This window comes from Hymenobacter algoricola, from assembly GCF_039539525.1.
GTDB lineage: Bacteria > Bacteroidota > Bacteroidia > Cytophagales > Hymenobacteraceae > Hymenobacter > Hymenobacter algoricola.
This window is the reverse complement of record NZ_BAABDH010000003.1, coordinates 22144-47285: the sequence shown is the minus strand read 5'-3', so window position 1 is coordinate 47285 and position 25142 is coordinate 22144. Positions and strand designations below refer to the sequence as shown.

At 63.6% G+C, this 25142-nt stretch carries 22 protein-coding genes; 12 read left to right on the top strand and 10 right to left on the bottom strand.

Going from position 1 to position 25142, the window contains the following annotated elements:
• The first annotated feature begins 87 nt into the window (after positions 1-87).
• The 4 genes from ABD842_RS00735 (at position 88) to ABD842_RS00720 (ending at position 2871) form a co-directional block, all read left to right on the top strand.
• Positions 88-483: a hypothetical protein gene (locus ABD842_RS00735; RefSeq protein ID WP_345108625.1), complete on the top strand. Its 396-nt coding sequence runs from the start codon at positions 88-90 to the stop codon at positions 481-483.
• 155 nt (positions 484-638) lie between these two features.
• Positions 639-1214: a fasciclin domain-containing protein gene (locus ABD842_RS00730; RefSeq protein ID WP_345108622.1), complete on the top strand. Its 576-nt coding sequence runs from the start codon at positions 639-641 to the stop codon at positions 1212-1214.
• 117 nt (positions 1215-1331) lie between these two features.
• On the top strand, positions 1332-1742 hold the full coding sequence (locus ABD842_RS00725) for a hypothetical protein (RefSeq protein WP_345108619.1): 411 nt from the start codon (positions 1332-1334) through the stop codon (positions 1740-1742).
• A gap of 124 nt (positions 1743-1866) precedes the next feature.
• Positions 1867-2871, top strand: coding sequence for a fatty acid desaturase (locus ABD842_RS00720; protein ID WP_345108616.1), 1005 nt, complete (start codon positions 1867-1869; stop codon positions 2869-2871).
• Positions 2872-2950: 79 nt separating this feature from the next.
• On the opposite strand, the gene ABD842_RS00715 is transcribed toward ABD842_RS00720, so the two are convergent.
• Positions 2951-3139, bottom strand: coding sequence for a hypothetical protein (locus ABD842_RS00715; protein ID WP_345108613.1), 189 nt, complete (start codon positions 3137-3139; stop codon positions 2951-2953).
• Between the two features lie 215 nt (positions 3140-3354).
• The gene (locus ABD842_RS00710) at positions 3355-3921 is read right to left on the bottom strand and encodes a hypothetical protein (RefSeq protein WP_345108610.1); all 567 of its coding nucleotides are present in this window, start codon (positions 3919-3921) and stop codon (positions 3355-3357) included.
• A gap of 248 nt (positions 3922-4169) precedes the next feature.
• On the opposite strand from ABD842_RS00710, the gene ABD842_RS00705 reads away from it, so the two are divergent.
• Both ABD842_RS00705 and ABD842_RS00700 read left to right on the top strand, forming a co-directional pair.
• Positions 4170-4628 (top strand): DUF2141 domain-containing protein, encoded by a 459-nt coding sequence (locus ABD842_RS00705; protein ID WP_345108608.1) that lies wholly within the window; start codon positions 4170-4172, stop codon positions 4626-4628.
• A gap of 131 nt (positions 4629-4759) precedes the next feature.
• The gene (locus ABD842_RS00700; protein WP_345108605.1) at positions 4760-7633 is read left to right on the top strand and encodes a TolB-like translocation protein; all 2874 of its coding nucleotides are present in this window, start codon (positions 4760-4762) and stop codon (positions 7631-7633) included.
• A gap of 13 nt (positions 7634-7646) precedes the next feature.
• Here ABD842_RS00700 and ABD842_RS00695 read toward each other — a convergent pair whose 3' ends face one another.
• Positions 7647-8141: a YdeI/OmpD-associated family protein gene (locus ABD842_RS00695; protein WP_345108602.1), complete on the bottom strand. Its 495-nt coding sequence runs from the start codon at positions 8139-8141 to the stop codon at positions 7647-7649.
• 112 nt (positions 8142-8253) lie between these two features.
• Between ABD842_RS00695 and ABD842_RS00690 the strand changes: the two genes are divergently transcribed.
• The 3 genes from ABD842_RS00690 (at position 8254) to ABD842_RS00680 (ending at position 12070) form a co-directional block, all read left to right on the top strand.
• Complete coding sequence (locus tag ABD842_RS00690; RefSeq protein WP_345108599.1) at positions 8254-8955, top strand: DsbA family oxidoreductase; 702 nt, start codon at positions 8254-8256, stop codon at positions 8953-8955.
• A 149-nt stretch (positions 8956-9104) separates the two neighbouring features.
• Positions 9105-11561: a TonB-dependent receptor plug domain-containing protein gene (locus ABD842_RS00685; RefSeq protein ID WP_345108597.1), complete on the top strand. Its 2457-nt coding sequence runs from the start codon at positions 9105-9107 to the stop codon at positions 11559-11561.
• A 59-nt stretch (positions 11562-11620) separates the two neighbouring features.
• Positions 11621-12070, top strand: coding sequence for a hypothetical protein (locus ABD842_RS00680; RefSeq protein ID WP_345108595.1), 450 nt, complete (start codon positions 11621-11623; stop codon positions 12068-12070).
• A 126-nt stretch (positions 12071-12196) separates the two neighbouring features.
• Here the strand turns inward: ABD842_RS00680 and ABD842_RS00675 are convergent, their stop codons facing one another.
• Positions 12197-12814: an SRPBCC family protein gene (locus tag ABD842_RS00675; protein ID WP_345108592.1), complete on the bottom strand. Its 618-nt coding sequence runs from the start codon at positions 12812-12814 to the stop codon at positions 12197-12199.
• Between the two features lie 389 nt (positions 12815-13203).
• Here ABD842_RS00675 and ABD842_RS00670 point away from each other — a divergent pair, with 389 nt between their 5' ends.
• Positions 13204-14190, top strand: coding sequence for an ABC transporter ATP-binding protein (locus tag ABD842_RS00670; RefSeq protein ID WP_345108590.1), 987 nt, complete (start codon positions 13204-13206; stop codon positions 14188-14190).
• A 59-nt stretch (positions 14191-14249) separates the two neighbouring features.
• Here ABD842_RS00670 and ABD842_RS00665 read toward each other — a convergent pair whose 3' ends face one another.
• The 4 genes from ABD842_RS00665 to ABD842_RS00650 all read right to left on the bottom strand — a co-directional run bounded on the left by ABD842_RS00665 (position 14250) and on the right by ABD842_RS00650 (position 21234).
• The gene (locus ABD842_RS00665; RefSeq protein ID WP_345108588.1) at positions 14250-17690 is read right to left on the bottom strand and encodes a PAS domain S-box protein; all 3441 of its coding nucleotides are present in this window, start codon (positions 17688-17690) and stop codon (positions 14250-14252) included.
• A gap of 195 nt (positions 17691-17885) precedes the next feature.
• Positions 17886-18665, bottom strand: a complete 780-nt coding sequence (locus ABD842_RS00660) for a DUF6624 domain-containing protein (RefSeq protein WP_345108585.1) — start codon at positions 18663-18665, stop codon at positions 17886-17888.
• A 100-nt stretch (positions 18666-18765) separates the two neighbouring features.
• On the bottom strand, positions 18766-18933 hold the full coding sequence (locus ABD842_RS00655) for a hypothetical protein (RefSeq protein WP_345108582.1): 168 nt from the start codon (positions 18931-18933) through the stop codon (positions 18766-18768).
• Positions 18934-19014: 81 nt separating this feature from the next.
• A complete protein-coding gene (locus ABD842_RS00650; RefSeq protein WP_345108579.1) occupies positions 19015-21234 on the bottom strand; it encodes a M3 family metallopeptidase in 2220 nt (739 codons plus the stop codon).
• A gap of 283 nt (positions 21235-21517) precedes the next feature.
• On the opposite strand from ABD842_RS00650, the gene msrB reads away from it, so the two are divergent.
• Positions 21518-21967: a peptide-methionine (R)-S-oxide reductase MsrB gene (msrB, locus tag ABD842_RS00645; protein WP_345108576.1), complete on the top strand. Its 450-nt coding sequence runs from the start codon at positions 21518-21520 to the stop codon at positions 21965-21967.
• A gap of 36 nt (positions 21968-22003) precedes the next feature.
• On the opposite strand, the gene ABD842_RS00640 is transcribed toward msrB, so the two are convergent.
• The gene (locus ABD842_RS00640; protein ID WP_345108573.1) at positions 22004-22321 is read right to left on the bottom strand and encodes a PKD domain-containing protein; all 318 of its coding nucleotides are present in this window, start codon (positions 22319-22321) and stop codon (positions 22004-22006) included.
• A gap of 602 nt (positions 22322-22923) precedes the next feature.
• Here ABD842_RS00640 and ABD842_RS00635 point away from each other — a divergent pair.
• Positions 22924-24300 (top strand): hypothetical protein, encoded by a 1377-nt coding sequence (locus ABD842_RS00635; RefSeq protein WP_345108571.1) that lies wholly within the window; start codon positions 22924-22926, stop codon positions 24298-24300.
• 332 nt (positions 24301-24632) lie between these two features.
• Here ABD842_RS00635 and ABD842_RS00630 read toward each other — a convergent pair whose 3' ends face one another.
• Positions 24633-25118, bottom strand: a complete 486-nt coding sequence (locus ABD842_RS00630) for a hypothetical protein (RefSeq protein WP_345108568.1) — start codon at positions 25116-25118, stop codon at positions 24633-24635.
• Positions 25119-25142 lie beyond the last annotated feature (24 nt).

Sequence of the window (25142 nt, the reverse complement as noted above, 5' to 3'; positions counted from 1 at the left end):
CCGCCAAGCACGTACGCCGGCCCGGTTGCCGGGGCAGAGCTGGCGCTCCACCCTTGGCTAAGTCCCGTTCCTCGTTCCCCGTTTGCCATGGCCCTGCGCACCCTATTTGAAACGTCGTTTATCCAGATTTCCTACGACTACGTCAACGAGTGGCTCTATGCCGACTGGACCGGCGACCAGACGCTGGCTACGGTGCAGGCCGGGGCCCTGAAAATGCTGGACCTGCTGGTGGCCGAGCGGTGCCATAAGGTGCTCAACAACAACACCCGCGTGACGAGCATGTGGGCGGATGCGGCGGAATGGGGCGGCACGGAGTGGTTTCCGGCCATGCAGGCGGCGGGGCTGCGCTACTTTGCCTGGGTGTATTCGCCCAACGTGTACAGCCGCCTGTCGACGGACCTGACGCTGACCTACACCACCCAACCCATCATTGCCACCTTCGACGAGCTGGAGACGGCGCAGGCCTGGCTGCGGCAGATGTGAGCCGGGCCGCCCGGCGCGAGCAGGAAGTTGGATTTTTTTAGATCAGTAAGTCAGTTAGTTGTAGTATTCGGAAGATTAAATATTGAGGCGGAAAAATCCGGTTGCGGGTAGGGTGGCGTAAGTGCGTCATCTTCAAAACAACCGTTTTCCTCCCCATGAAAAAGTCCCTGTATTCCTTCGCCCTCGTGGCTTTGTTTGGTGCCGCTGCTGCTACCTCGGCTTCGGCCCAGGCCAAGATGTCGCCCAACACCGTGATGGTGGGCGGCCAGGCCATGTACGCCAACAAGAACATCGTTGAAAACGCCGTCAACTCCAAGGACCACACCACGCTGGTAGCCGCCGTGAAGGCCGCCGACCTGGTGGCGACGCTGCAGAGCAAAGGCCCGTTCACGGTGTTTGCCCCCGTCAACGACGCCTTCGAGAACCTGCCCGCCGGCACGGTAGAAACCCTGCTCAAGCCCGAAAACAAGGCAACGCTGTCCAAGGTGCTGACCTACCACGTGGTATCGGGCACCATGACGGCCGACAAGCTGATGGCCGCCATCAAAGCCGGCAAGGGCCAGGCCTCGCTGAAAACCGTGAGCGGTGGCACCCTGGTCGCCAGCATGAACGGCCCTCACAACGTGGTGCTCACCGACGAGTCGGGCAACACGAGCTGCATCTCGACCTACGACGTGATGCAAAGCAACGGCGTGATTCACGTAATCGACAAAGTGATGCTGCCCAAGTAAGCAGCTGCGCCTGTCGTCATAGCCCCGGTGGTCTGCCTGCAGACGGCCGGGGCTTTGGCTTTCGGCCTCGGCACCCCGGCGGCGGCTTATTTTTAAAATGGGAGTAAATCTGGCTGTATGGTTTTGCTGCACACCTCCGATATCCTGCGCATCTACCTGGATGAGCGGCGCAGTCTGCTCGAAACGGAGTGGCTCGACTACGCCAGCGGCGAGCCGCTGCGCCAGAGCCTGACCCTGGCGCTGCGGCTGGCCCGCGAAAACCGGGTGCTGGGCCTGGTGACCAACCAGCAGGGCATGCGCACTATCAGCCCCGCCGACCAGCAGTGGATTCACGACAACTTTCTGCCGGCGCTGGTTGGGCTGCCGCTGCGGCGCTTTGGGGTGGTCGTGTCGCGCGACCCGCTGAACCGGATGGCCATGAAAACCATTGCCGAGCACATGACGGTTGATTTTCCGGCCGAGGTGCAAACCTTCGAAACCCCGGAGCAGGCCCGCCGCTGGGTGGCGCCGGCCCCGCCGACATCCTAGGGGCGGCGGCGCGGGCAAAAAACAGCGGGCCGGGCAAAACAAGCGGGCCGGGCCAGCTGTCGGGGTAGTGGGAAAAGGCTGACCTTTGCCCGACTGTCTCACTCTGCCGCCCCGTGCTTTGCCCATGATTCCGACCCCCGACAACTTCACTGAGGTAGCTACCACCGAGCCCCACCGCCTCCGCACCCGGCAGATTGTGCGGGCCCACCCCGAGGTGAAGCAGCTGATGACCCGCACTCCGGCCACCTTCGCCATCGGCGGGGCCTGCGTGCTGGCCCAGGTGGGGCTGGCTTACGCGCTGCGCCACCAGGCCTGGTACTGGACGCTGCCGGTGGCGTATATGGTGGGGGCATTCTTCTCCCACACGCTGTTTGTGGTCATCCACGAGGCGGCCCACAACCTGGTGTTTCGCAAGGTGTGGCAGAACGTGGCCGTGGGCATCATTGCTAACTTCCCGTCCATCGTCCCGACGGCTATTTCCTTCAAGAACTTCCACATCAAGCACCACGTGTTTCAGGGCGTACACGAGCTGGATGCCGACCTGCCCGACTGGTACGAGGCCCGCCTGATCCGCAACTACTCGGTGGGCAAGGCCGTGTGGCTGTTTTTCTTCCCCCTGTTCCAGGTGATTCGCACCATCCGCTGCCGGGAGGTGGCTACCGTCGACCGGTACGTGGTGGCCAACATGGTGGCGCAGGTGGCTTTTGACGCGGCCGTCATCTACTTTTTCGGCTGGACGGCCATGCTCTACCTGTTCCTGAGCTTCTGGTTTTCGGTGGGCCTGCATCCGCTCGGGGCCCGCTGGATTCAGGAGCACTACCTGACGCTGGATAAGGCGCAGGAAACCTACAGCTACTACGGCCCGCTGAATGGCATCAACCTCAACGTGGGCTTCCACAACGAGCACCACGACATGCCCAGTATTCCGTGGAACAACCTGCCTAAGCTCAAGGCGGTGGCCCCCGAGTTCTACGAGCCGCTGCTGCACCACACGTCCTACACCCGGCTGTTTTTTCGCTTTCTGTTCGATCAGGAAATCAGCCTGTTCTCGCGCATCACCCGCAAATCCCGCGGACAGGCCACGCTCAAAGACCAGTCGGTGCCCGACCGGCAGCTGGTGGAGGCCTGAGGGAGCAGCGGGTGCCCATACGCAAACAGACCTTTCCGGCTATCGGAAAGGTCTGTTTGCGTATGGGCTGGAGTGGGATTTAGCTGAGGCCCTGCCCATAGATCGGGGCCGTGTCGATGAACGTCACGCCCAGGTTGTAGGAAGCGTGGCTGGCGCCCCCGGCATCGTTCTGCTCGGTGCCGCCCCACCTTCCGCCGCCGGCGGCCCGGCTGCCGAAGGTGATGACGAAATTCCGGATGGCGGAGTCGCCCAGTTGTTGGTATTCCATAGAGAAGGGGGATTGGCAAAAGAAGGCCAGCCAGACAAGCGGACTTAACCGTCCGGCCGCCGGAAGGGTGCGCCGGCTCTGCGGCGAGATAGGGACTGGAAGCCGGGAAAAATGGTCGCTGGTCAGTGGCGTAACGCCTTGGGCGCGGCACTGCGCCGACACAAAAAAACGCCGGACGTAAGCCCGGCGTTTCAATGGCGAGGCAGCAGAAAAGTCTAGCGCGTGGTGCTGCCGCTGGTCGAGCCCGACGTCATGGAGCCGCTGGTCGTGGTAGCGCGGGAGCCCTTCGACCTCATCTTGCTGCCATCCGAGTTGGTTTTCATCCTGCCCTTGCTGCCGCTGGTAGTGCGGCCGCTGGTGGTGCCGGACGTCATCGTGCCGCTGGTGGTGCGGCCGCTGGTGGTGCCGGACGTCATCGTGCCGCTGGTGGTGCGGCCGCTGGTGGTGCCGGACGTCATCGTGCCGCTGGTGGTACCCCCCGCGGTCATGGTGCCGGAAGTAGTGCCCGCCGTGGTACCGTAGGTGGTCGAGCCACTGGTGGTACCGGAGGTCATGGTGCCGGAAGTGGTGCCCGACGTCATGCTGCCGCCGGTCGTGCCCGAAGTAGTTCCTGATGTCATCGTACCGCTGGTGGTGCCCGAGGTCATCGTGCCACTGGTGGTGCCCGACGTCATGCTACCGGAGGTAGTGGTGCCTGCCGTGGTAGTGCCCGACGTGGACTGGGCCCGGGCCGTAGAGAGGGCGGCGGCGAGTACGGCGGCGAAAATGAAGATGCGTTTCATGGGGGAGTGGTTTGGTTGGAGGAAGGAAGCTGAACAGTAATAGTTTTGTTATCAGTCACTTACGAGAAATATGCGTCGGCGTTGCCCCTAAAATTTTGCGGCAGCTGGCGGCGGGCCCGGTTAGGCGCCGCTAAATCCCTGAGGCTGAAGGCCCGTCGGGTTTTTTGCCGGCCGCTCCGGCTGAGGGTAATCTTTTTCCGTAGACTGGTGTTGGCCCGTTATCATCTGTTTTTCAGGTTTTGCTGCTTATGAGAAGAATTCAGCTTGGGGTAGCCGCTACGGCCAGCCTGCTTTTGGCCGGGGTGGCCGGCCACCCCGCCGCGGCGGGCACTGGCGGCGGCACGTCTTCCGTGACGGTGGTGGTATCGGAGCTGGTATCCACGAAGGCGGCAGTCAAGCTGTATTTCTATAATGTGCATGCCACCTTTCTGCAGCACGGCGGCTACGCCTTCATGCGGGTGGTCAAGCCCGGGGGCCAGAGCCGGATTCAGCTGCCCGTCGATTTGCCCAACGGCGAATGGGCCGTGGCCATCACCCAGGACACCAACAACAACGATAAGCTGGACAAGAACTTCCTGGGTATCCCGACCGAGCCCTACGCCTTTTCCAACAACATTCGTCCCACCCTGCGCCCTCCCGATTTCAACCAGTGCAAGTTCATGGTCAACGGCTCGGGCAAGGTGGTGTCCATCGTCCTGAAAAAGTAGCGTAGTCTGGCGGCCAGGGGTACGCGAAAAAAAACCCGGGGCGGCGCCGCGCCGGCCGGGGGCCCGCGCGGCCGCGGCTTTTGCTTTCCAGCGGTGGGCTGGGTTTCTTGCACTCTTCCCAACCCCCTGCCATGCGCCACCGTCTGCTGCCGGCTCTGCTGAGTCTGTTTTTCCCGCTTGCCGCGTCTGCCCAAACGTTGCCCATCCTGGACCAGAACCCGCCCGCGCTGCGCTGGCGGCAGGTGCGCACCCCGCACTTCCGGGTGCTTTACCCCACGGGGCTCGACTCGGCCGCCCAGCGCACGGCCCGGCGGCTCGAGCAGGTGCACGCGCCGGGCACGGCCACGCTGGGCGTGCTGCCCCCGCCCATCAGCATCGTGCTGCAGAACCAGACCACGGTCAGCAACGCCTTCGTGACGTTTCTGCCCCGCCACGCCGAGTTTTTTACCACGCCCCAGCAGGGCATGGGCCTGGGCACCGTCGACTGGCTCGACGGGCTGGTGGTGCACGAGTACCGGCACGTGGGGCAGTTCGACAAGGCCCGGCAGGGCATCGGGCGGCTGCTGCACCCGCTGCTCGGCGACGGGGGCCTGGGCGTGGCGGCGGTGGGCGTGCCGCAGTGGTTTTTTGAGGGCGACGCCGTGGGCAGCGAAACGGCCCTGACCCGCAGCGGCCGGGGCCGGATTCCGGAATTCAACGTGGGCCTGCGCGCCAACCGCCTGGCCGGCCGCCACTACGACTACCAAAAGGCCGTGAGCGGCTCCCTGCGCGACAATGTGCCCGATTGGTACGTGCTGGGCTACTTCATGACTTCCTACCTGAAAAACCACTACACCCCGGCCATCTGGGCGGGGGTGCTGGATCGGTACTACCGGTTTCCGTTTTACCCGTTTTCCTTTTCCAACAGCCTGCGCCGCACCACCGGCCTCACCGTGGAGCAGCTCCATGCCCGCACCATGGCCGACCTCGACTCGACCTGGCAGGCCCGGCCGCCGGGCCTGCCGCTGACCGCCGGCCGCGACTTTGCCGCCCAACCCGAGCGGCAGGGCCGGCACGCCGTGTTCACCGAATACCGCTATCCGCAGTACGTCAATGACAGCACCGTGGTAGCCATGAAAACCGGCCTCGGCGACATTGCCCAGCTGGTGCTGCTGAGTCGGCACGGAGCCGAGAAAAAGCTGTTTGTGCAGGGCTTGGTCAACAGCCCCGAGCTGCTGTCGGTGGGCGGGGGCAAGGTGGTGTGGCCCGAGTTTCGCTCCGACCCGCGCTGGGGGCAGCGGGTGTATTCCGAGCTGCGGATTCTGACCGTAGCCAGCGGCGAGCTGACCCGCCTGAAGCAGCGCCGCTACGCCGCCGCCGCGCTCAGTCCCGACGGCGCGCGGCTCGTGGCGGTGCAGACCGACTCGGCTTACCACCACGCCCTGGTGCTGCTGGATGCCCGTACCGGCGCGGGGCAGCGCACTCTGCCTAACCCGCAAAACGACTTTTACCTCCAACCCCGCTTCACGGCCGACGGCCAGCTGGTGGTCGTGACGCTCAAGCCGGCCGGCAAAACGATTGAGCTGCTGGACCCCGCCACCGGGGCGGCCCGGGCCTTGCTGCCGGTGGCCAACGTGAACCTGACCAACCCCCAGCCCTGGCAGGACTACGTGCTCTACAACTCCCCGCAATCGGGCATCGACAACGTGTACGCCGTGCAGATCAGCTCGGGCCGCACGTTTCAGGTGACGTCCCGCCCGCTGGGCGCCTACCACGCCGCCGTGGCCCCGGACGGGCGCCACCTGGCCTTTCACGAGTTTCGGGCCGACGGCTCCCGCGTCGTGGAAATGCTGCTCGACCCCGCCACCTGGCCGCCCGTGCCCGCCGCTACCACCGACACGCCGGGCACCTACGCCGCCGAGCTTAGCGCCCGGGAGCCGGCGGCCGGCCTCATCCGGAGCCTGATGCTCCGCCCGCCCGACTCGGCGGCCCGCTACCCCGTGCAGCGCTACTCCCCGCTCCGCCACGCCTTCAACGTGTTCAGCTACGGCCTGATTCAGAGTCCGGCCGGCAATGGGCTGAGCCTGGGCGTCCGGTCCCAGGACCTGCTCAGCACCACCCAGGCCGTGGTGGGCGTGGGCTACGACCAGACCGAGCGCACGGCCAACGTGTTTGGCGGCCTCAGTTACCAGGGCCGCTACCCCGTATTCGATGCCGACGTGGCCTACGGCGGGCGCAACGTGGCCTTGCTCACCACCCAGGGCCTGCTGCGCGACCAGTGGACCTATACCCGCCTGAGCACCGGCCTGCGGCTGCCGCTCACCTTCACCCGCTCCCGCTACCTCGAGGGTCTGACGCTGGGCGCATACTACCTGCACGAGCAGGTACAGGGCTACGATTTGCCGGTTCGCACCATAACTGAAGTCGGCCCCAGCTCTTTGAACGGGCTGCAAACATCGCTCAGCTACGCCCGCCAGCTCAAGCAGAGTGCCCGCGACGTGGCCCCGCGCTGGGCCCAGACGCTGCTGGTGACCTGGCGCACCACGCCCTTCGGCGCCGGCCGGGACGCGGCCCAGCTGGGGGCCCAGGCCAGCCTGTTTGTGCCGGGCCTGGGCAAGCACCAGGCCATCCGGGTGCGCGGGGGCTACCAGCGCCAGCAGCAGCGTGAGTACCGCTTCGGGTCGGCCGTGTCGTTTCCGCGGGGCGAGGGCTACGTGAGCTTCGACCGGCTGCAGACCGCCAGCCTCGACTACTACCTGCCGCTGGCCTACGTGCACTGGACGCTGGGCCGGGTGCTGTACATTCAGCGGCTGCGGACCACCGGCTTCGTCGATTTTGCCCAGGGCGAAAACACCGGCACCGGCCGCCTGGCCACCCGCCGCTACCGCAATGTGGGCCTCGATGCCAACGTGCTCTTCAACGTGCTGCACCTGCGCACGCCCATCGAAACCGGCCTGCGCTACGTGTACAACACCTACACCCGCCGCTACGTGCTGGAGCCGCTGGTGCTGAACATCCGGATCTGAGCGGTCCGGGTTTCTAGCGCCCCGGCAGCTTGCGGAACGGGTGGGCTCCCAACGCCAGCCGCTCGGCCACTTCCACGGCCCGGCGGGCGCGGGTTTCGGGCTGCCTGGCGGTGCTGATGTGGTAGGCTATGCCCCGCTGGTGGCTGGCAGAGTACTGCGCGAAGGCGGCTTCCGCCTCGGGCCAGGCGGCCAGGGCTTCGGCCAGCTCAGCGGGCAGGTCCACATGGTCGGGGTCGGGGTCGGGAGCCAGCACGACGCGCACGCGCTGACCCAGCTGCAACCCCATTGCCTGACACAGGTCTTTGTTGACCATCAGGTACCGCTCCCCGGTGTTCATGGGCTGCAGGCCCAGCCGCACGGGGTGGCCGTTGAGCGTGCCCGTCACGCGGCGCAGGCTTTTGCCGCCCAGGGCCGCTACCACGGCCAGCGGCACGATGATGATCTGGGTGGGCATGAAGCTGGGGCCGCCGGGTTCCAGCAGGGCTTCAAAATGGGAGGCAGTTTCCATAGGCGGGCCTAAGCTAAGCAAAGCGCGCCGCCTGCCGCGCCCGCCAACCCGGGAAACCTTTCGGACCCCGCCCGGCTTATAGCTACTTCCCAAGAACCTTCACTACCCCGCGATGAAAGTAGAAATCTGGTCCGATATCATGTGCCCGTTTTGCTACATCGGCAAGCGGCGCTTCGAAGCTGCCCTAGCCCAGTTCCCCCACGCCGACCAGGTGCAGGTGCACTGGCGCAGCTTCGAGCTGGACCCCAACATGCGCACCAACCCGGCGCAGACCATCCACGAGCTGCTGGCCGAGCGCAAGGGAATGTCGGTGGCGCAGGGCCGGCAGATGAACACCCAGATGGCTGAGCACGCGGCCACCGTGGGGCTGGCCTTCAACTTCGACAAAACCATTCCCGCCAACACCTTCAACGCCCACCGCCTCATCCACCTGGCCGCGGCCCACCAGCTGCAGGATGCCATGAAGGAGCGCATTCTGCGGGCCTACTTCACCGAAGGCGCGAACATCGACGACCCGGCCACGCTCACCCGCTTGGCGGCCGAGCTGGCGCTGCCCGCCGCCGAGGTACAGCAGCTGCTGGCCTCCGACCTTTACGCCCAGGACGTGCGCCACGATGAGTACCAGGCCCGGCAGATCGGGGTACGCGGGGTGCCCTACTTTGTGTTTGCCGATACGTATGCGGTATCCGGTGCCCAGCCGAGCGAGCTGTTTCAGGAAGTGCTGGAAAAAGTGTGGCACGAAGCCCGTCCCGCGCCCGGGCCGCTGGCCAGCGCCGACGGCGCCGCCTGCGGCCTCGACGGCAGCGCGTGCTAGCCAGCCGGGCGGCGGCTTTTCCGGTGCGCAAGGGCTGAGGTTCTGCGGCTTGGGCCGCCCGGACGGCGCTCCGTACCCGGCGGCGAAAATCCGCTATACTTACTGTCCGCTACGCCTCCGCATTTTTACTTACCCTGGTCCCCTGCGCTATGAAACACTCCCGCCTGCCCGCCGCCTGGGCTGCTGCCCTGGCTCTGGTTTTGCTGCTGACCGCCTTCCGGCGCCCTGCCGATGACGGCTTTATCCAGCGCCTGCAAGCCCAGCTGACCCGGTTTTATACCGCTACGTATCCCGAAAAGGCCTACCTCCACCTCGACAAGGGCATCTACGCCGCCGGCGAAACGCTCTGGTTCAAGGCCTACCTCGTAGATGCTGCCCAGCACCAGCCCGACACGCTCAGCCGGGTGCTGTACGTGGACCTGCTGACGCCCGAAAACAAGGTGCTGACCCAGCGCATCCTCGCCCTGCGTCGGGGCACCGCGCCCGGCGACATCGACCTGGACGCCGGCCTGGCGCCGGGCACCTACACGGTACGCGCCTACACCAGCTGGATGCGCAATGCCGGCGCCGGCTACTTCTTTCAGCGCCCCATCACGGTGCTGGCCGCCGGCCGGGTCAGCCGCCTGCCGGCCGCCGCGCCGCTGACCGGGCTGGACGTGCAGTTCTTTCCCGAAGGCGGACAGCTGGTGGCAGGACTGGCAAGCACCGTCGCCCTGAAAGCTACCGGGGCCTACGGCGAGGGCGTGGAGGTGAGCGGCGAAGTGCAGGACGATCAAGGTACGCCCGTCGTCAGCTTCCGCAGCCAGCGGCTGGGCATGGGCCGGTTTCAGTTTACGCCCGAAGCGGGCCGGCAGTACAAGGCCGTGCTGCGCCAGCCCGCTTCCTCGCGCAGCAGCTATGCCCTGCCCGCGGCCCAGCCTACCGGGTTTGCCATGCAGGTGCTCGATATGGACACCTACTTCCAGCTTGCCGTCCAGCGCAGGGCCCTGGCCCCGGCAGCAGAGCCCATTACGCTGGTCGCCCAGGTGCGCGGGCAGCTGGCGTATGCCGCCCAGGGCGTGATGAAGGACGCCAATGCCTTCGTGGTGCGGGTGCCCAAGGATAAGTTTCCGGCCGGCATTGCCCATTTCACCCTGTTCGACGGCCAGAACCGGGCCCGGTGCGAGCGGCTGGTATTTGTGCATACCGCCCCCGACCTGCGCCTGACCCTGCAGCCCGACCAGGCCAGCTACGGGCCGCGCGACAAGATAACCGTGCGCATTGCGGCTACCGACGCGGCCGGCCGGCCCGTAGCTGGCCAGTTTTCCCTGGCCGTCAACAACGCCGCGCTGGTGCCTGCCGATTCGGGCGCAACTGACATCCGGACGTACCTGCTGCTGGATTCTGACCTGCGGGGTCGGGTGGAAACCCCGGGCTCCTACTTCGCCAACAACCTGCCCGCCACCCGGCAGGCCCTCGACAACCTGCTGCTGACGCAGGGGTGGCGGCGGTTTGTGTGGCCGGACCTGCTGGCGGGCCGCCTGGGAACCCGCCCTTATCCGCTGGAGCAGAGCCTGAGCCTGAGCGGGCTGGTGCTGGGCAACAAGAAGGTGCCCGCCCCGGGCGCCACCGTGACCCTGTTTCGCCTGGGCGCCGAAAAGGACGTGGCGCAGGCCACTACCGACTCGACCGGGCGCTTTCTGTTCAGCAACTTCGACGGGCGCGATACGGCCCGGCTGATGGTGCAGGCGGCGCCCGCCAAGGGTCTGCGCAACCCCGTCATCCAGCTCGACCGGCTAATCCCGGAAGTAGTAACGCTGCCCGTGCGGCCGCTTACCCCGGATAGTGAGGTGCAGGCGGCGTATTTGAAAGGCAGCCGCCGGCAGATTGCGCAGCAGCAGCAGTACCAGGCCCGCGGCAAAAGTATCCTGCTCGACAACGTGACGGTGAAAGCCAACCGCCCGCTGCCGCCCGACCCGCGGCGAATCTACGGCCGCGCCGATGCCGTAGTGGCCACCAAGGATATCGTCGCGTCCGCCACTTACACCAACGTGCTGCAGCTGCTGCAGGGGCGGGTGCCCGGCGTGCTCATCACCGGCACGCCCAACGATATGCACGCCCGGATCCGGGGCATCAATACCATCAACACTTCCAATGAGGCCCTCTACGTACTGGACGGCATCCCCATCGATGCCAGCCGCCTCACTTCTATCATCGTGCAGGATGTGGCCACGGTGGAGGTGCTCAAAAGCTCATCCGCAGCTATTTTCGGGGCCCGGGCCGGCACCGGGGTTATTTCCATCCTCACCAGGCAGGGGGCGCCTGAGTATGGCTACTCCGGTGGGGAGGCCGACCGGGGACTGCTGGGCTACGCGCTGCCCAATTTTCAGCCCGTCCGGGAGTTCTACGTGCCGGCCTACGGCGATAAGAGTACCCCCGCTACCGACTACCGCAGTGCTACGCTCTACTGGAACCCCGACGTGCGCACCGATGCTGCCGGGCAGGCAAGCGTGTCATTCTACGCCTCCGATGAAACCGGCCCCTTCCAACTGATGTTGGAAGGCCTGACTGACACCGGCCAGGCCGGGCGCAGCACCGCCGGCTTCCGGGTAGCAGCGGCCCGGTAAGTGGCCCGGTCGGAATCAGCTCCGGGGCTGATTATTTTCGTTTTTCGTAACTTGGAACCATGAAACTACTTCCCATTTCCACTATTTTACTGCTCGTAGTGCTGTTTTTTACTGGCTGCGATACTAAAGGCTCGGACCCAGGTCCAGTAACTCCACCTCCTGCCAGCACCGCCATTTCGGTGAGTGTAGACGGCGCCCCGCCCTATATAATGCAGGAAACCCAGGTCGGCCTGTCGCTCTACCAAAGCAGCCGGGCCTCGCTGGAGCTGAACGGGAAGCTCAACGACGGGACGCTGCTGTCCTTTACCTTCAGGCAGTCCTCAACGGCCGCGGGTGCCAACCGTACGGATCTGGTCGACGTCAGAATGAACGGCACCATCACTGCCACGCAGGCCAGCGGCACCACTCTGCGGGATGCCGGCACTAATGCCGTATCGGGTACGTTCAGCTGCAAGTTTGCCACTGGCCTCCAGGTCGATGGCGTCATTACCAACCTGCAGCTGCGCTAAAGCAAGTGTATTGGGAGAAAGCAAAGGGGCCATTCCGGTAGGAATGGCCCCTTTGCTTTGGGTCCGGCAGCATGGCAGGCAGTATGAGCAGCACTGCCGGAGGTCGTCGTTGGGCGGGCTACGGGGTTAGCGGGCGTTCAGGAAAGCAAAGGAGCGGCCCTGGTAGCGGGGCAGTTGCAGGCCGTTGCGCAGCTTGATCAGCGACTGGTACGGGGCTACGGGAGCCAGCATGTTGACCAGCCAGGCGGGCAGCTCTCCACCCGGGTCTACGCGGAAGGAATAGTCGATCTGCAGCCGGTTGGCGTTCAGGGCCCGCACATACCATTGGCCCGTCCAGGAAGGTACGCGCACCAGCCCCGCCTTGAGCGGCACCAGCCCATCCACGGACGTAGTGTTGATGATCAGTGAATTGGCGTAGGGGTTGTACTCAAACTGCAGGCGCATCACGATGTCGCGGTTGGTGACGGGCGTGGGCATCTGGCTTTCGAGGTAGTAGTAGAACTCCGTCTCACTTACCCGGCGCAGCAGGCGCGACGACTTGGTGTTGCTGATGACGGCGCGGTAGTTATCCACGTCGGAGTACAGCGCGACCAGCTGCGCCAGGGTGCCGGGAATCTCGCAGCGCACCTTGATTTCCTTGAAGCGGCTGCCGGTCAGGCTGCGCGAATACACCTGAATGCCGTCCTTGTCAGTCTCCAGCCGCCAATAGGCCGGCGGCACGGCCTGCAGGGAGCCCGGAACCAAAAAAATGCCCAACAAGGTGAGAAGGGTGCATAAAAATAGGGGCCACGGTTGGGTAGAGGTTTTTATCATGCAACAGGCGGAAGGTCGACGTAATAAATAGGGGTGTGAAAATACTGGGATAAAAGCGAAGAAACTATTTCGCCAATCTACTTTCTGCGCCGGTTGCTCTACTTTCCGGCCGCTGCCAGCAGCGTCGGGCAACCAGCTGGCTGTCAGAACTCCGGCCCGGAACGCGGACGGTAATTTTTGAGTTCCGGCGCGGCCGGGGCAGAAAAGTCCGCTGCCGCCCCTAAAAGACGGCGGCGGCCCCACCATATTTGCGTTGCCCCTTCGGGCTGGCGGCCGGGCGCCAAACTCTTTCCGCCGCCCCGGCTTTTGTTTCCATGAGTATGCTACGCGTTGCCGGAATCAGTTTGCGGGAGAAGAATGCTTTTGCCCTCCACGACATTCACTTCACTCAGCCCCGGTTTCGCCGGCTGGCGTTGGCCGGCGAAACCGGGGCCGGCAAAAGCACCCTGCTCCAGTGCATTGCCGGCCTGATTCAGCCCCAGGCCGGGCAGATATTCTTCGAGCAGGAGCGCGTGAAAGGGCCGGCCGAGCAGCTGGTGCCCGGCCACCCGGGCATTGCCTACCTGTCGCAGCACTTCGAGCTGCCCCGGTTTCTGCGGGTGGAGCAGGCCCTGCGCTATGCCGACAAGCTCCCGGCCGGGGAGGCGGCGGCCCTGTACGAGGTGTGCCGCATCGGGCACCTGCTGCTGCGCCGCACCGATGAGCTGTCGGGGGGGGAGCGGCAGCGCATTGCCCTGGCCCGGCTGCTGCTGTCGGCGCCGCGGCTGTTGCTGCTGGATGAGCCGTTTTCCAACCTCGACCGGGGCCACAAGAACCTCCTGAAAGCCGTGCTTGAGGATCTGAGCACCCAGCTGGGCATCACCTGCCTGCTCGTCTCCCACGACCCGGCCGATACGCTGTCTTGGGCCGAGGAAATCCTGGTACTCAGGCAGGGGCAGGTAGTGCAGCAGGCCCCGCCCGCGCAGATTTACCGGCAGCCCGCCGACGAGTACACCGCCGGCCTGTTTGGCGACTACAACCTGATAACCGGGCCGCTGCTGCCCCTCGTAGCCAAGCTGGCCGGCCGCCGCCGCACGAGCCAGCAGCTGCTGGTGCGCCCCGAGGATGTGCTGCTGACCGCCGCCGATACTTCCGACGGCCCGGGGCTTGCGGCCGAAGTGCTCAGCGTCCGGTTTTTTGGCAGCTACTCCGAAGTGGAAGTCGGGGTGCAGGGAGAGCGGCTGACGGTGAAAACGAGTGCGCCGGCCCCGGCCGTGGGCCGCCGGGTAACTCTGACGCTGGCCGCGGCCGGTGGCTGGTACCTGTAAGGACCGGCCGTAGCGCTGCTGCTGCTGCTACCCGCCGCACCAGCGGCAAGCAGAGTCGTTTAATTCTTAGCCCGCGCCTGGGCAAGCAGCCGGAGCTTGTCTTCCAGCTCTTCGGCAGCCAGGGCGCACACGGCTTCGATCTTGGCGAACAGGCTGCGCAGCTTGCTCATGGTTTCCTCGCTGGCGCCGTCGCCGGCGGTGGTGGGAATGAGGTTGACGGCCAGGGCCTGGATGGTTTTGGCCACCTCCTCAAACTCGGGGTTGATGCCGATGGTGGCAAAGGTGGGAATGATGGAGTGCGTGGCCCGCTTCAGGGCTTTCCATTCGCGGTCCGCAATGGCCTTCTTCATCACCTGCACCAGCTGCGGAATCTCCTGCAGGTAAAGCTGAATCATCTCGGCCATGCGGGCATCGGTTTTGGTGATGCGCTTCAGGTAGTCGAAGTTGACGCAGGCCGGCGGTGGGGGCGCTGGCAGCGCTGCCGGCGCCCCCACCGGAACCACGGTTTTGTCGTAGTCCGAACTCTTCAGGTACTTGATGATCTTGCTGTAGAGCAGCTTGTCATCAATGGGTTTGGAGATGTAGTCGTTCATGCCCACGGCCTTGCACTTCTCTACGTCCACGGTGGTCACGTCGGCGGTGAGGGCAATGATGGGTATCTGCAGCTGCAGCTGGGTGCGGATGTACTCGGTGGCGTCGAACCCGTTCATCTCCGGCATCTGCAGGTCCATCAGCACAATGTCGTAGCGGGTGGTGCGCAGCTTTTCGATGGCCAGCTTGCCGTTGCCGGCCACTTCCATCTCGAAGCCGAAGTCCTCGAGCAGCGTCTTCATCAGCAGCTGGTTGAGGGCAATGTCTTCCACAACCAGGATCCTGACGTCCTTGAAGCCCGCTTCCAGCTCGATGTCGAGGCCCAGCTCGGTGTCGGCCTTTTCGGTGGTTTTGCCGAAGCTCAGGATAAAGCTGAAGGTGGAGCCTTCGCCCACCCGGCTTTTCACGTTGATGGTACCGCCCTGGGGCTCCACCAGGTTCTTCACGATGGCCAGGCCCAGGCCCGTGCCCCCGTAGAGGCGGCTGGTGCCGCTGGTGGCCTGCTGGAAGTCGTCGAACACGGTACTGAGCTTGGCCTCCTCGATACCGATGCCGGTATCGGTAATGGAAAACTCGAGGATGACCTTTTCCGCGTCCTGCACCAGCATGCGTACGCCCACGGTTATTCTGCCCTCACTGGTAAACTTGACGGCGTTGCTGACCAGGTTGAGGATGATCTGGTGCAGGCGCACCGGGTCGCCCACCAGCACCTCCGGAATCCGGGCGTCGTAGTCCATCATCAGGGCCAGGTTTTTCTCCTGAATCTTGGTTTCGAACAGGTGCACCATCGCCGACACCGACGCCGAGAGCTTGAACGGGATTTTCTCGAACGTCATCTTGCCCGCGTCCACCTTGGCCAGGTCCAGGATGTCGTTGATGAGCACAATCAGGGTGTCGCCGCTGAGCTTGATGGCGGTCAGGTATTCCTTCTGCTTGTCGGTCAGCTCCGTTTTCAGCACCACCTTCGTGAAGCCGATGATGGCGTTCATGGGCGTGCGGATTTCGTGGCTCATGTTGCTCAGAAACTGCTGCTTGGCTTTCACGGCGTCCTCGGCAATGGCGGTGGCGCTTTCGGCCTTGGCCTGGGCTTCCTCGGCCAGCACCGTGGCCCGCTCGGCCGCTATCTTGGCCTCGTTCAGCTCGGTGGCAATGCGCTTCTGGTCGGTTACGTCGCGGGCCACAATCACCACGCCCAGCACCTGGCCCTCGTCGTTCTTGTACACCGAGCCGTTGAACAGCACGTCGGTCAGCTTGCCGTCCTTGTGGCGCAGCGTGAGCGGGGAGTCGGCCACGGTGCCCTTGGCAAACACCTCCTGGTATACTTCCCGCGCCATCTGGGGCTCGGTGAAGTAGGCGAAGAAGTCGGAGCCGATCAGCTGCTCCCGCTCAATGCCGGTGATGTACACCGTGGCCATGTTCATGTCGGTAATCTTGCCTTCCGGGCTGATGGTCACCAGCGGGTCGCGGCTGGCCTCAATCAGGCTGCGGGCATAGTTGGCAATGCGCAGCTCGGCGGCGCGCTTCACCTTCTCGTCGTTCTGGAAGGCCAGCTCCTTGTTGGCAATAACCAGCTCCTGAGCCCGCTTTTCCTTCTCGTCGTTCTGAAACGCCAGCTCAATGTTGGCAATGCTCAGCTCGGCCGCGCGCTTTTCCTTCTCGTCGTTCTGAAAGGCCAGCTCGGTGTTGGCAATGCTTAATTCCTGAGCCCGCTTTTCCTTTTCGTCGTTCTGGAAGGCCAGCTCTTCGTTGGCGACGCTCAGCTCCTGGGCCCGCTTGCCTTTCTCATCGTTCTGGAAGGCCAGCTCTTTGTTGGCAATGCCCAGCTCCTGGGCCCGCTTTTCCTTCTCGTCATTCTGAAACGCCAGCTCAATGTTGGCAATGCTCAGCTCGGCCGCGCGCTTTTCCTTCTCATCATTCTGGAAGGCCAGCTCGGTGTTGGCAATGCTTAATTCCTGGGCCCGCTTTTCCTTCTCGTCGTTCTGGAAGGCCAGCTCCTCGTTGGCGACGCTCAGCTCCTGGGCGCGCTTTTCCTTCTCGTCGTTCTGGAAGGCCAGCTCCTCGTTGGCAATGCTCAGCTCGGCCGCCCGCTTTTCCTTCTCATCATTCTGGAAGGCCAGCTCGGTGTTGGCAATGCCCAGCTCCTGGGCGCGCTTTTCCTTCTCGTCGTTCTGGAAGGCCAGCTCTTTATTGGCAATGCCCAGCTCCCGGGCGCGCTTTTCCTTTTCGTCGTTCTGGAAGGCCAGCTCGGTGTTGGCAATGCTTAATTCCTGGGCGCGCTTTTCCTTTTCGTCGTTCTGGAAGGCCAGCTCCTCGTTGGCAATGCTCAGCTCGGCCGCCCGCTTTTCCTTCTCATCATTCTGGAAGGCCAGCTCGGTGTTGGCAATGCTCAGCTCGTCGGCGCGCTTTTCCTTCTCGTGGTGCTGAAAGGCCAGCTCCTTGTTGGCAATGCCCAGTTCGGTGGCCCACTTCTTCTCGGCAATTTCCCGGGCCACGATGACGGCGCCCAGCAGCTCGCCCTGGTCGTCTTTGTACACCGAGCCGTCGAACAGCACCTCGGTCAGCGTGCCGTTGGTGTGGCGCAGCGTGAGGGGCACGTTGCTGACGGCCCCGCTAGCCAGCACCTCCTGATACACCTGCTGCACCAGCTCGGGCTCGGTGAAGTAGGTGAAGAAGCCGGAGCCCATCAGCGTGTCACGATTCACGCCCGTTAGCTTGACCGCGGCCTCGTTGGTGTCAATGATGCTGCCCTGCAGGTTCACGGTGACTAATAAATCCTGACTGGCTTCGATTAGTCTCCGGTATCTTTTTTCGCTTTCCTTCATCGGAGTGGTTTTGCCGGCTCTGCCGGGCCGGCTGCCAGTGGAGTAAAGCCCCACCCGGATGGGCCGGAAGGGGTAAAAAACGGGCATCCACCCTTGAAAGGACAGACTTATTCTGCTTTTAATGCAAGAGTCAGCCGGGCTATGGTTTTCTGCCAGACTGCCGACCATCTAAGGTACACCCTTTCTGCCGTACGGAAATTTGTGTCATCCGGCCGCTGCCGCCAGCACGCGCGGTGCCAGCACCCGTCCGCAGCCCTGAGCCCGCAAAAAATGCTGCCCGGACTAGTGGTGGCTGGCGGCGGCGGACTGCTGCTCGATGCGGCGGGCTTCTTCCAGCGTGACAACCCGGTAGGGAATGTGCAGCCGCTCGGCATTGGCTTCCACCGTGGAGTCGAACCCGGCCTTTTTGCGGCGCTCATTTACATGGGCCGCGTCCTCGATAGGCCAGATAAAGCTCACGGTTTCGGGCTGCCCCTGGGCGTTGCGCACGCCGTAGCTGCGGCCCTGGGTGCCGTACCGCTGGGGCTTGCCTTCATACATGAGCTTGCGGTCCAGCATGCGGGCGTAAAGGGAAAAGGCTACCTCGCCCTTGGTGGCTTCCCGCTCTATCAGGGGCAGCAGCTGAGGAATGCGGCCCGAGTGCTGAATCACGAGCAGCGCCACCTCGTTGGTGGGCTCCCCCACCAGGGTTTTGCCCGGGTAGCCGTACTGCCGGATGATCTGCACTACCCGCTTGATGTTGGCCGAGTCGATGCGCAGCATCTGCTCCGACAGGTAAGGGCCGACCTGGGCATCGGTGAGGTGGGCCGTCCGCTTCAGGGAGTCCAGCTGGGTGTTGCGCTCCACGCCCATCGTCTGCATCAGCAGCAGGCGGTATTTCTGGTCTTCCACGTCCATGCTGTCCAGCTCCCGCTTCAGGCGCAGGTTGAGCCGGGGTGCTGGCTGCACTTGGGTGGCCGGGCGGGTCTGGGCCACCGAGCTGGGCGGGTCGCAGGCAGAAAGCAGCGCCGCCAGGGGCAGCAGCAAAGACAGCAGACAGTAGGAGCGGTGGGTCATGGGCATAGCGGCAGGGCGTAAATATAAGCTGGTAACTCGGCGACGTGGCGGTGCTCACGACCTGGCCGGCGAAATCGGGCTGAATACGGAGGCCTTTTGCGCGGCCTCAACCCACCAGCGCCCCTACCAGCCCCGGCACCAGCAGGCGCTGCGCGAAGCGGCCCGGCTCGGCATCAGCGCCGTGCCCGGCTTTCTGATTGGCAGCAAGCTGGTGCGTGGCCTGCCCGGGCCGGCAGAGCTGGCCCGGCGGATCCAGCAGGAAGCCGGCTGGCAAGGGACCAGGACGGTACCGCGGCGCACAAAAAAGCCCCCGGCCGAGGTCGGGGGCTTTGGCAATCAGGAAAGCGGAAACCGCTTAGCTTTTCTTGCCGGCGGCTTTCTTCGGGGTGGGCTGGGCGGCTTTGGCGCCTTTCATGGGGAAGCCCCGCTCCCGCATCAGCGCGTCGATTTTCGGGTCGCGGCCGCGGAAGGAGCGGTAGGCGTCGGCGGGGTCCACGGTGTTGCCCACCGACAGGACCTGCTGCTTCAGGCGCTGGCCCACGGCCTGGTCGTAGGGGCCGCCGGCTTCGGTGAAGGCGCCGTAGGCATCAGCCGCCAGCACCACCGACCACAGGTAGCTGTAGTAGCCGGCCGAGTAGCCGTCGGAGGAGAAGACGTGCGAAAACTGCGGGGTGCGGTGGCGCATCACCAGCTCGGTAGGCATGCCCAGCTGGGTCAGGGTTTCGCGCTCAAACTTGTCGGGGTCGATTTTCTGGTCGCCGGCCAGGTGCAGCTTCATATCAATCAGGGCGCTGCCCAAGAACTCGGTGGTGGCGAAGCCCTCGTTGAAGGTGGACGCCTTGGCGATCCGGTCGACCAGCGCCTGGGGAATGGGCTTGCCGGTCTGGTAGTGCACGGCGAAGCGCTGGAGCACCTGGGGCGTGGCCAGCCAGTTTTCCAGCACCTGCGACGGAAACTCGACGTAGTCGCGCACCACGCTGGTGCCCGCCAGCCGCGGGTAGGTCACATTCGACGACAGGCCGTGCAGGGCGTGGCCAAACTCGTGAAACAGGGTGGTGGCGTCGGTCCAGGAAATGAGGGTGGGCGCGCCGTCCTGGCCCTTCACGAAGTTGGAGTTGTTCGACACGATGGTGCTCACCTCGCCGTCCATCCGCTCCTGGTTGCGGTAGGCGTTCATCCAGGCGCCGGAACGCTTGCCGGGGCGGGCGTAGGGGTCGAAGTACCACAGGCCGACGTGCTTGCCGCTGGTTTTGTCCTTCACCTCCCACACCTTCACGTCGGGGTGGTACACGGGCACGTTGGCGACGGGCGCGAAGGTGAAGCCCAGCAGCTCGCCGGCCACCCAGAACATTCCCTCGCGCATCTTGTCCAGCTGCAGGTACTGCTTCACCTCATTCTGGTCGAGGTCGTAGCGCTCCTTGCGCACTTTCTCGGCGTAGTAGCGGTAGTCCCAGGGCGCTATTTTGAACGTCGCGCCTTCCTTGGTGGCCAGGGCCTGCATGTCGGCCACTTCCTCCTTCACCCGGGCCACGGCCGGGGTCCAGACTTCCTCCATCAGGGCCATGGCCTTTTCCGGGGTCTTGGCCATCGTGTTGTCGAGGCGCAGGTGGGCGTGGGTTTTGTAGCCCAGCAGCCTGGCCCGCTCGGCGCGCAGCTGCAGAATCTCGGTAATCAGGGCGTTGTTGTCGTTGGCGCCGCCGTTGTCGCCGCGGTTGGTGAACATGCGCCAGGCTTTCTCGCGCAGCTTGCGCTGGTCGGAGTAAGTCAGAAACGGGTCGATGGACGAGCGGGTGTTGGTGATGACGCCGGCCGCCGCCAGCTTGCGGGCCGTGGCGGCGCTGGCGGCATCGGTGCGCAGGGAAGGCGAGAGGCCACCCAGGTCGGCGGGCGTCTTGAGCACCAGCACCGAGTCGGTTTCGTCGGCCAGCACGTTCTGGCTGAACTTCGTGAACAGGCCCGCCAGCTGCTGATTAATGGCCGACAGCCGGGTTTTGGCGGTGGCATCGAGCCGGGCCCCGGCGCGCACGAAGTTGTTGTAGTACACGAACGTGAGGCGCTGCTGCTCGGGCGTGAGCTTCTTCTTGTCGGGGGAGTTGTACACCGTCTCGATGCGCCTGAACAGGGGCGCGTTCTGGGTTATCTGGTCCGCGAAAGCTGCCAGGCGCGGGGCCATTTCGCGCTGCACCACCTGCAGCTCGGGGGTGTTGAGGGTGCCGGTCCACACGCCGTAGGCGGTCTGCACCTGGTCCAGGGTGTGGCCCGTGCGCTCCAGGGCGGCAATGGTGTTTTCGAACGTGGGGGCCTGGGCGTTGGTGGCAATGGCCTGCACCTCGGCCAGGTTCTGGGCCATGGCTGCTTCCAGCGCCGGCTTAAACTGAGATACCTGCACCTTGTCGAAGGCCGGCACGCCGCCGTAGGCCCCCGCCCAGGGCGCGAGCAGCGGGTTGGTAGCGGCCGTAGCCGCCGGGGCCGACTGGGCGCGGCCGGAAGTGGGAGTCAGGGCAGCGGTGAGGCTGAGGGCGAGCAGCGCGGGGGCCGCCAGCCGTCCGGCGGAGAAGGGGAGGAAGTCGGGCATAAGATCGGAAAGGGGGAATTTGGAAGGAGCAGACGGGAAGGTACAAAGCGCGGGCTTGGGATTATATTTTCCGGGTTCCTGCCGAGCATGGGAAGCATTTTGGGCGCGGATGCCTGCGTAGTGACCCGATATCAGCACGCGAGATGCTTCGGCTGCGCCTCTGCATGACGTTCGGCTGGGTGGTGCCCTGGCTGAGGCCGCCCAGACGTGGCGGGACAATGCCGCGAAAGTCGTATCCTTCCTACCCCGAAAATCCAGGTTCACTCACCGCTTGCCCCACCCCATGCTACGCTGGATTGACGTCCTCACCTTTGCCCGATACAGCAACCCGGAGCCCGCGCGCCGGGTGGAGCTTTCGGAGGCCGAGTGGGCCCGGCAGCTTCCGCCGGCCCGGTTTCGGGTGCTGCGGCAGAAGGGCACGGAGCCGCCGTACCGGAATGCCTACTGCCGCTGCTACGAGCCTGGCCTGTACGCCTGCGCCGGCTGCGGGAGCCGGTTGTTCGGTTCGGCCACGAAGTACCACGCCATATCAGGGTGGCCCAGCTTCACCCAGCCGCGGACCCCAAGCGCCATCAAATATGCCTTCGACGACAGCCTGGGAATGCAGCGTATGGAGGCCAGCTGCAACGTGTGCGACGCCCACCTCGGCCACGTCTTCCCCGACGGACCAGCCCCCAGCGGCCTGCGCTACTGCATCAACTCCGCAAGCCTGGTCCGAATACCTGCCGGGTAGGGCACCTGACGTGGCCCGCCGACAGGTGGCCCGCCGTTACTGAATCACAACCTCCTTGCTGGCCGTATCGGACTTGCCGTCCCCTTTGGCCGTCATCTTGACGGTATAGGTGCCGGCCCTGACGTACTTGTGCTTCACAATAGCGCCCGCCTCAATGGCGCCGTCGCCGTACTCCCAGGCGTAGGAGTCGGCATCGTTGCTGCACGTGGCGTTGAGCTGGATTTCCTCGTTGACTTTAGTACTCAGGCTGCCCTTATCGACACTGAAACAGGCCTCCGGCTTTTTGGAACAAGCCGCGAACAGCAGAATACCAGTGGCCAGCATAGCCGGACGAAAGAGAAATGGAGGACGCATAGAAAAGGGAATTTTTTGGATGATTAAATATACATGGGTTACGTGTAAAACATGCTTTTATTCAATAAATAAGGGTATATGAAGCAGTTTTTGTTGTAAAAGTTAAATAAGGTATGAGTTAAGCACTGCTGCCCAATGATAGCGCCACCCGGGCCGGGAAAGGCTACTGCCGAAAGACAGGAGAACAGCCAGCGGCCAACCGTTGCCCAAGGTTTCCCGCAAAGCCAGAAAATCATAGCCACACGGCTCCACGCGAGGCCAGAAGCCTCGTCCCAGCACCTCGCGTAAGTTGGGGGCCGGACCCCAGGCCACGATTCGGCACGAGCTACCAGCTCGCGCCAGTTGGGGCGGTTGTAACGAGAAGAAAAATCAATCTTATCGTCATGGCGGGGCATAAGCGGCAAGCTCGCGCCAGTTGGGGGAAACCCGGGAATTAGGATGAGGAGTCGCAAAATCAATGGAATACTTTATATCTGCATTTATGTATACTTGCACGCCCCGTATGTAATCGATAGCTAGGATTGGGCATAAAAACCTATGCTGTACTGTTCATTTTTCTAATGAGAAATTATTGGCTGATTAAGCGGTTTCTTCCGGCAGTTTTGGGCTTAATCCTTTTTGCCAGCCTGGCCCGGGCGCAAAGTCCGGGAATAGGATTCGTAATTCCCGAAGAGCCTATTGCGTACCTGGAAGACTCCGTGAAACGGGAGTACTATATTCCGGTGCAGTGCGTGGGGACCATTCCCAAAGACTCGGTACTGTCGGTCAGCGTGACGGTCATGAAAGGCAGCACGGCCCAGATCAAGCTGGATTTTGAGCTTGATGCCGAGCCATTGCTGCTGGTGTTCGACAGCCGAACTGCTCGGGTGCAATACGTCAAGCTGGTCGTGAAAGCCGATACCCTGGTGGATGTCAAAGAGCATCTTACGCTGCTATTGCAGGGGCAGGATGCCTTCAGCCGCGCCAGCATCGTGACCAGTGATGACCGGATTACGGTGCAGATTGGCGACATCAGCGAAAAAAAGCCGGCCTCCGATTCTTTTAAGTATTTATCGAAGTTTAATTACCCCCTGCGCTTTTCCATTGGCACCAGCCTGAACGTCATCGATAAGGAAAAAGTAGGCGGCAACATCTACTTTGATGTGATGGCGCTGGACCAGGATATAATCGAAATACCGTGGGGCAAAAAAAAGGACCTGTCCCCGGATGGGGAACACTTCAAAGAGTATGGGCTGCACTGCCCGAAAAAACATAATCCCCATTTCGGGGGCTACTTCCGGGTGGTGCAGGAGCAGGGCGTAGCGGTGATTAATGGCCGGGTGGTGCCCCTGACGTTTCAGCGCCCCATCAGCAGGCAGGTGGGGCGGGTAGCGGCCGACTCGACCCTGAGCGTCGAGCGGGAGTACTTCAACTACAAGCTGGCCTCAACTACTGTCCGCAGTTCCGGCGTGACGCTGGGTTTCAACCTGCTGGCCTATAGCAGCCCAGCCCAGGCCCGGGCCGAGTGCAAGATCAGCCTGGGCCTGCACGGCGAGCTGATCAAGCGGGAAATTCTGAGCACCTACGAAAAGACGGCCGTGTTTAAAGACACCGTGCGCATGAAAAGCAACAGCTTCCTGCGCGACGCGGCCCGGGGTGAAATGGCCTTGCAGCAGCGGCTCAACAGCTTCGACGGGTACTTTGGCCTGAGCTCTACCGTGCTGTACCGGTTTGGCGACGTCGAGTTTATTGCCATTCCCTCTGTCGGGTTTGTGGGCACCACGCTGGCCGATAACAACCCGGCTTTTGAAGGGCTAAACAAGCTCCGGAATAACCTCTACATGAACGTGTACGCTGTGATAACCGAGCGCAAATTCGGCTTCACCCTGGGCTGCGACCTGAAGACCATACCCGGCAGCAACACCGTCAACAGCTTCAATATTTTCGCCAACAAGGCCTTTGCCCTCGATAAAGTCGCGGACGCGCTGCGCTTCAACTAAGCTCCCGCCCGGTTCGCCTCCGACCCAAACCAGTTCGGGTCCAACCTAAACCAGTTCGCCCCGGACCCGAACTGGTTCAGGTCGGACCCGAACCAGTTGGCAAACGACCCGAACCAGTTGCCCTCCGACCCGAACCAGTTCGCCTTCGACCTAAACCAGTTCGGGTCCGACCCGAACTAGTTGGCAAACGACCCGAACCAGTTCGCCAACGAGGCTAAGCAGTTGCCCGCGGACCCGAACCAGTTCGGGGCGGACCCCAACCCGGCCCCAAACGCCACGAACCAGTCCGGGGTAGTCCCGAACTGGTTCGTGGCATAGTGAAGGCAAGGAAGCTAGTTCACCGACGGCTTCGCGGGGGCCTTCTTCTCCCGGCCCTGGCCGGCGAAGCGTTGCCGCAGGTCCTCGAAGGCGGCCTGGGCGCCGGGCTGCTTGTTGTGGGCCAGGTACTTGATGTTGGTGTAGATGGTCAGGGAGCTGGCGTAGGCTTCGGAGCCGGCTACCATGGTGGTGCTCTCCACATCGAGGGAAAGCTGCTCGAGCTGCTGGTGCAGGGGCATGAGGGCGGTGAGGCCGGCCACGTCGGCTTTCAGCTCGCTCAGCGCCACGAAGGGCGGTACCAGGGTGGGGGTGTTGGTGGCGTACTCGGTGGTTTTCTGCACGAAGGCCACGGTTTTGTCGGCCATGCGCAGCATGGTTTTGCGCTCCTCCGGGGTCAGCGAAATCAGGTAGGGCGCCAGCGCGGTCTTAATGGCGTTGAGCGACTCCTGCACCTGCGCCAGTACGGGCGCCGGAATAGCAGCTTGGAATTCGTTGGGCATGAGTAAGGGGATAAGAAGTGGGAA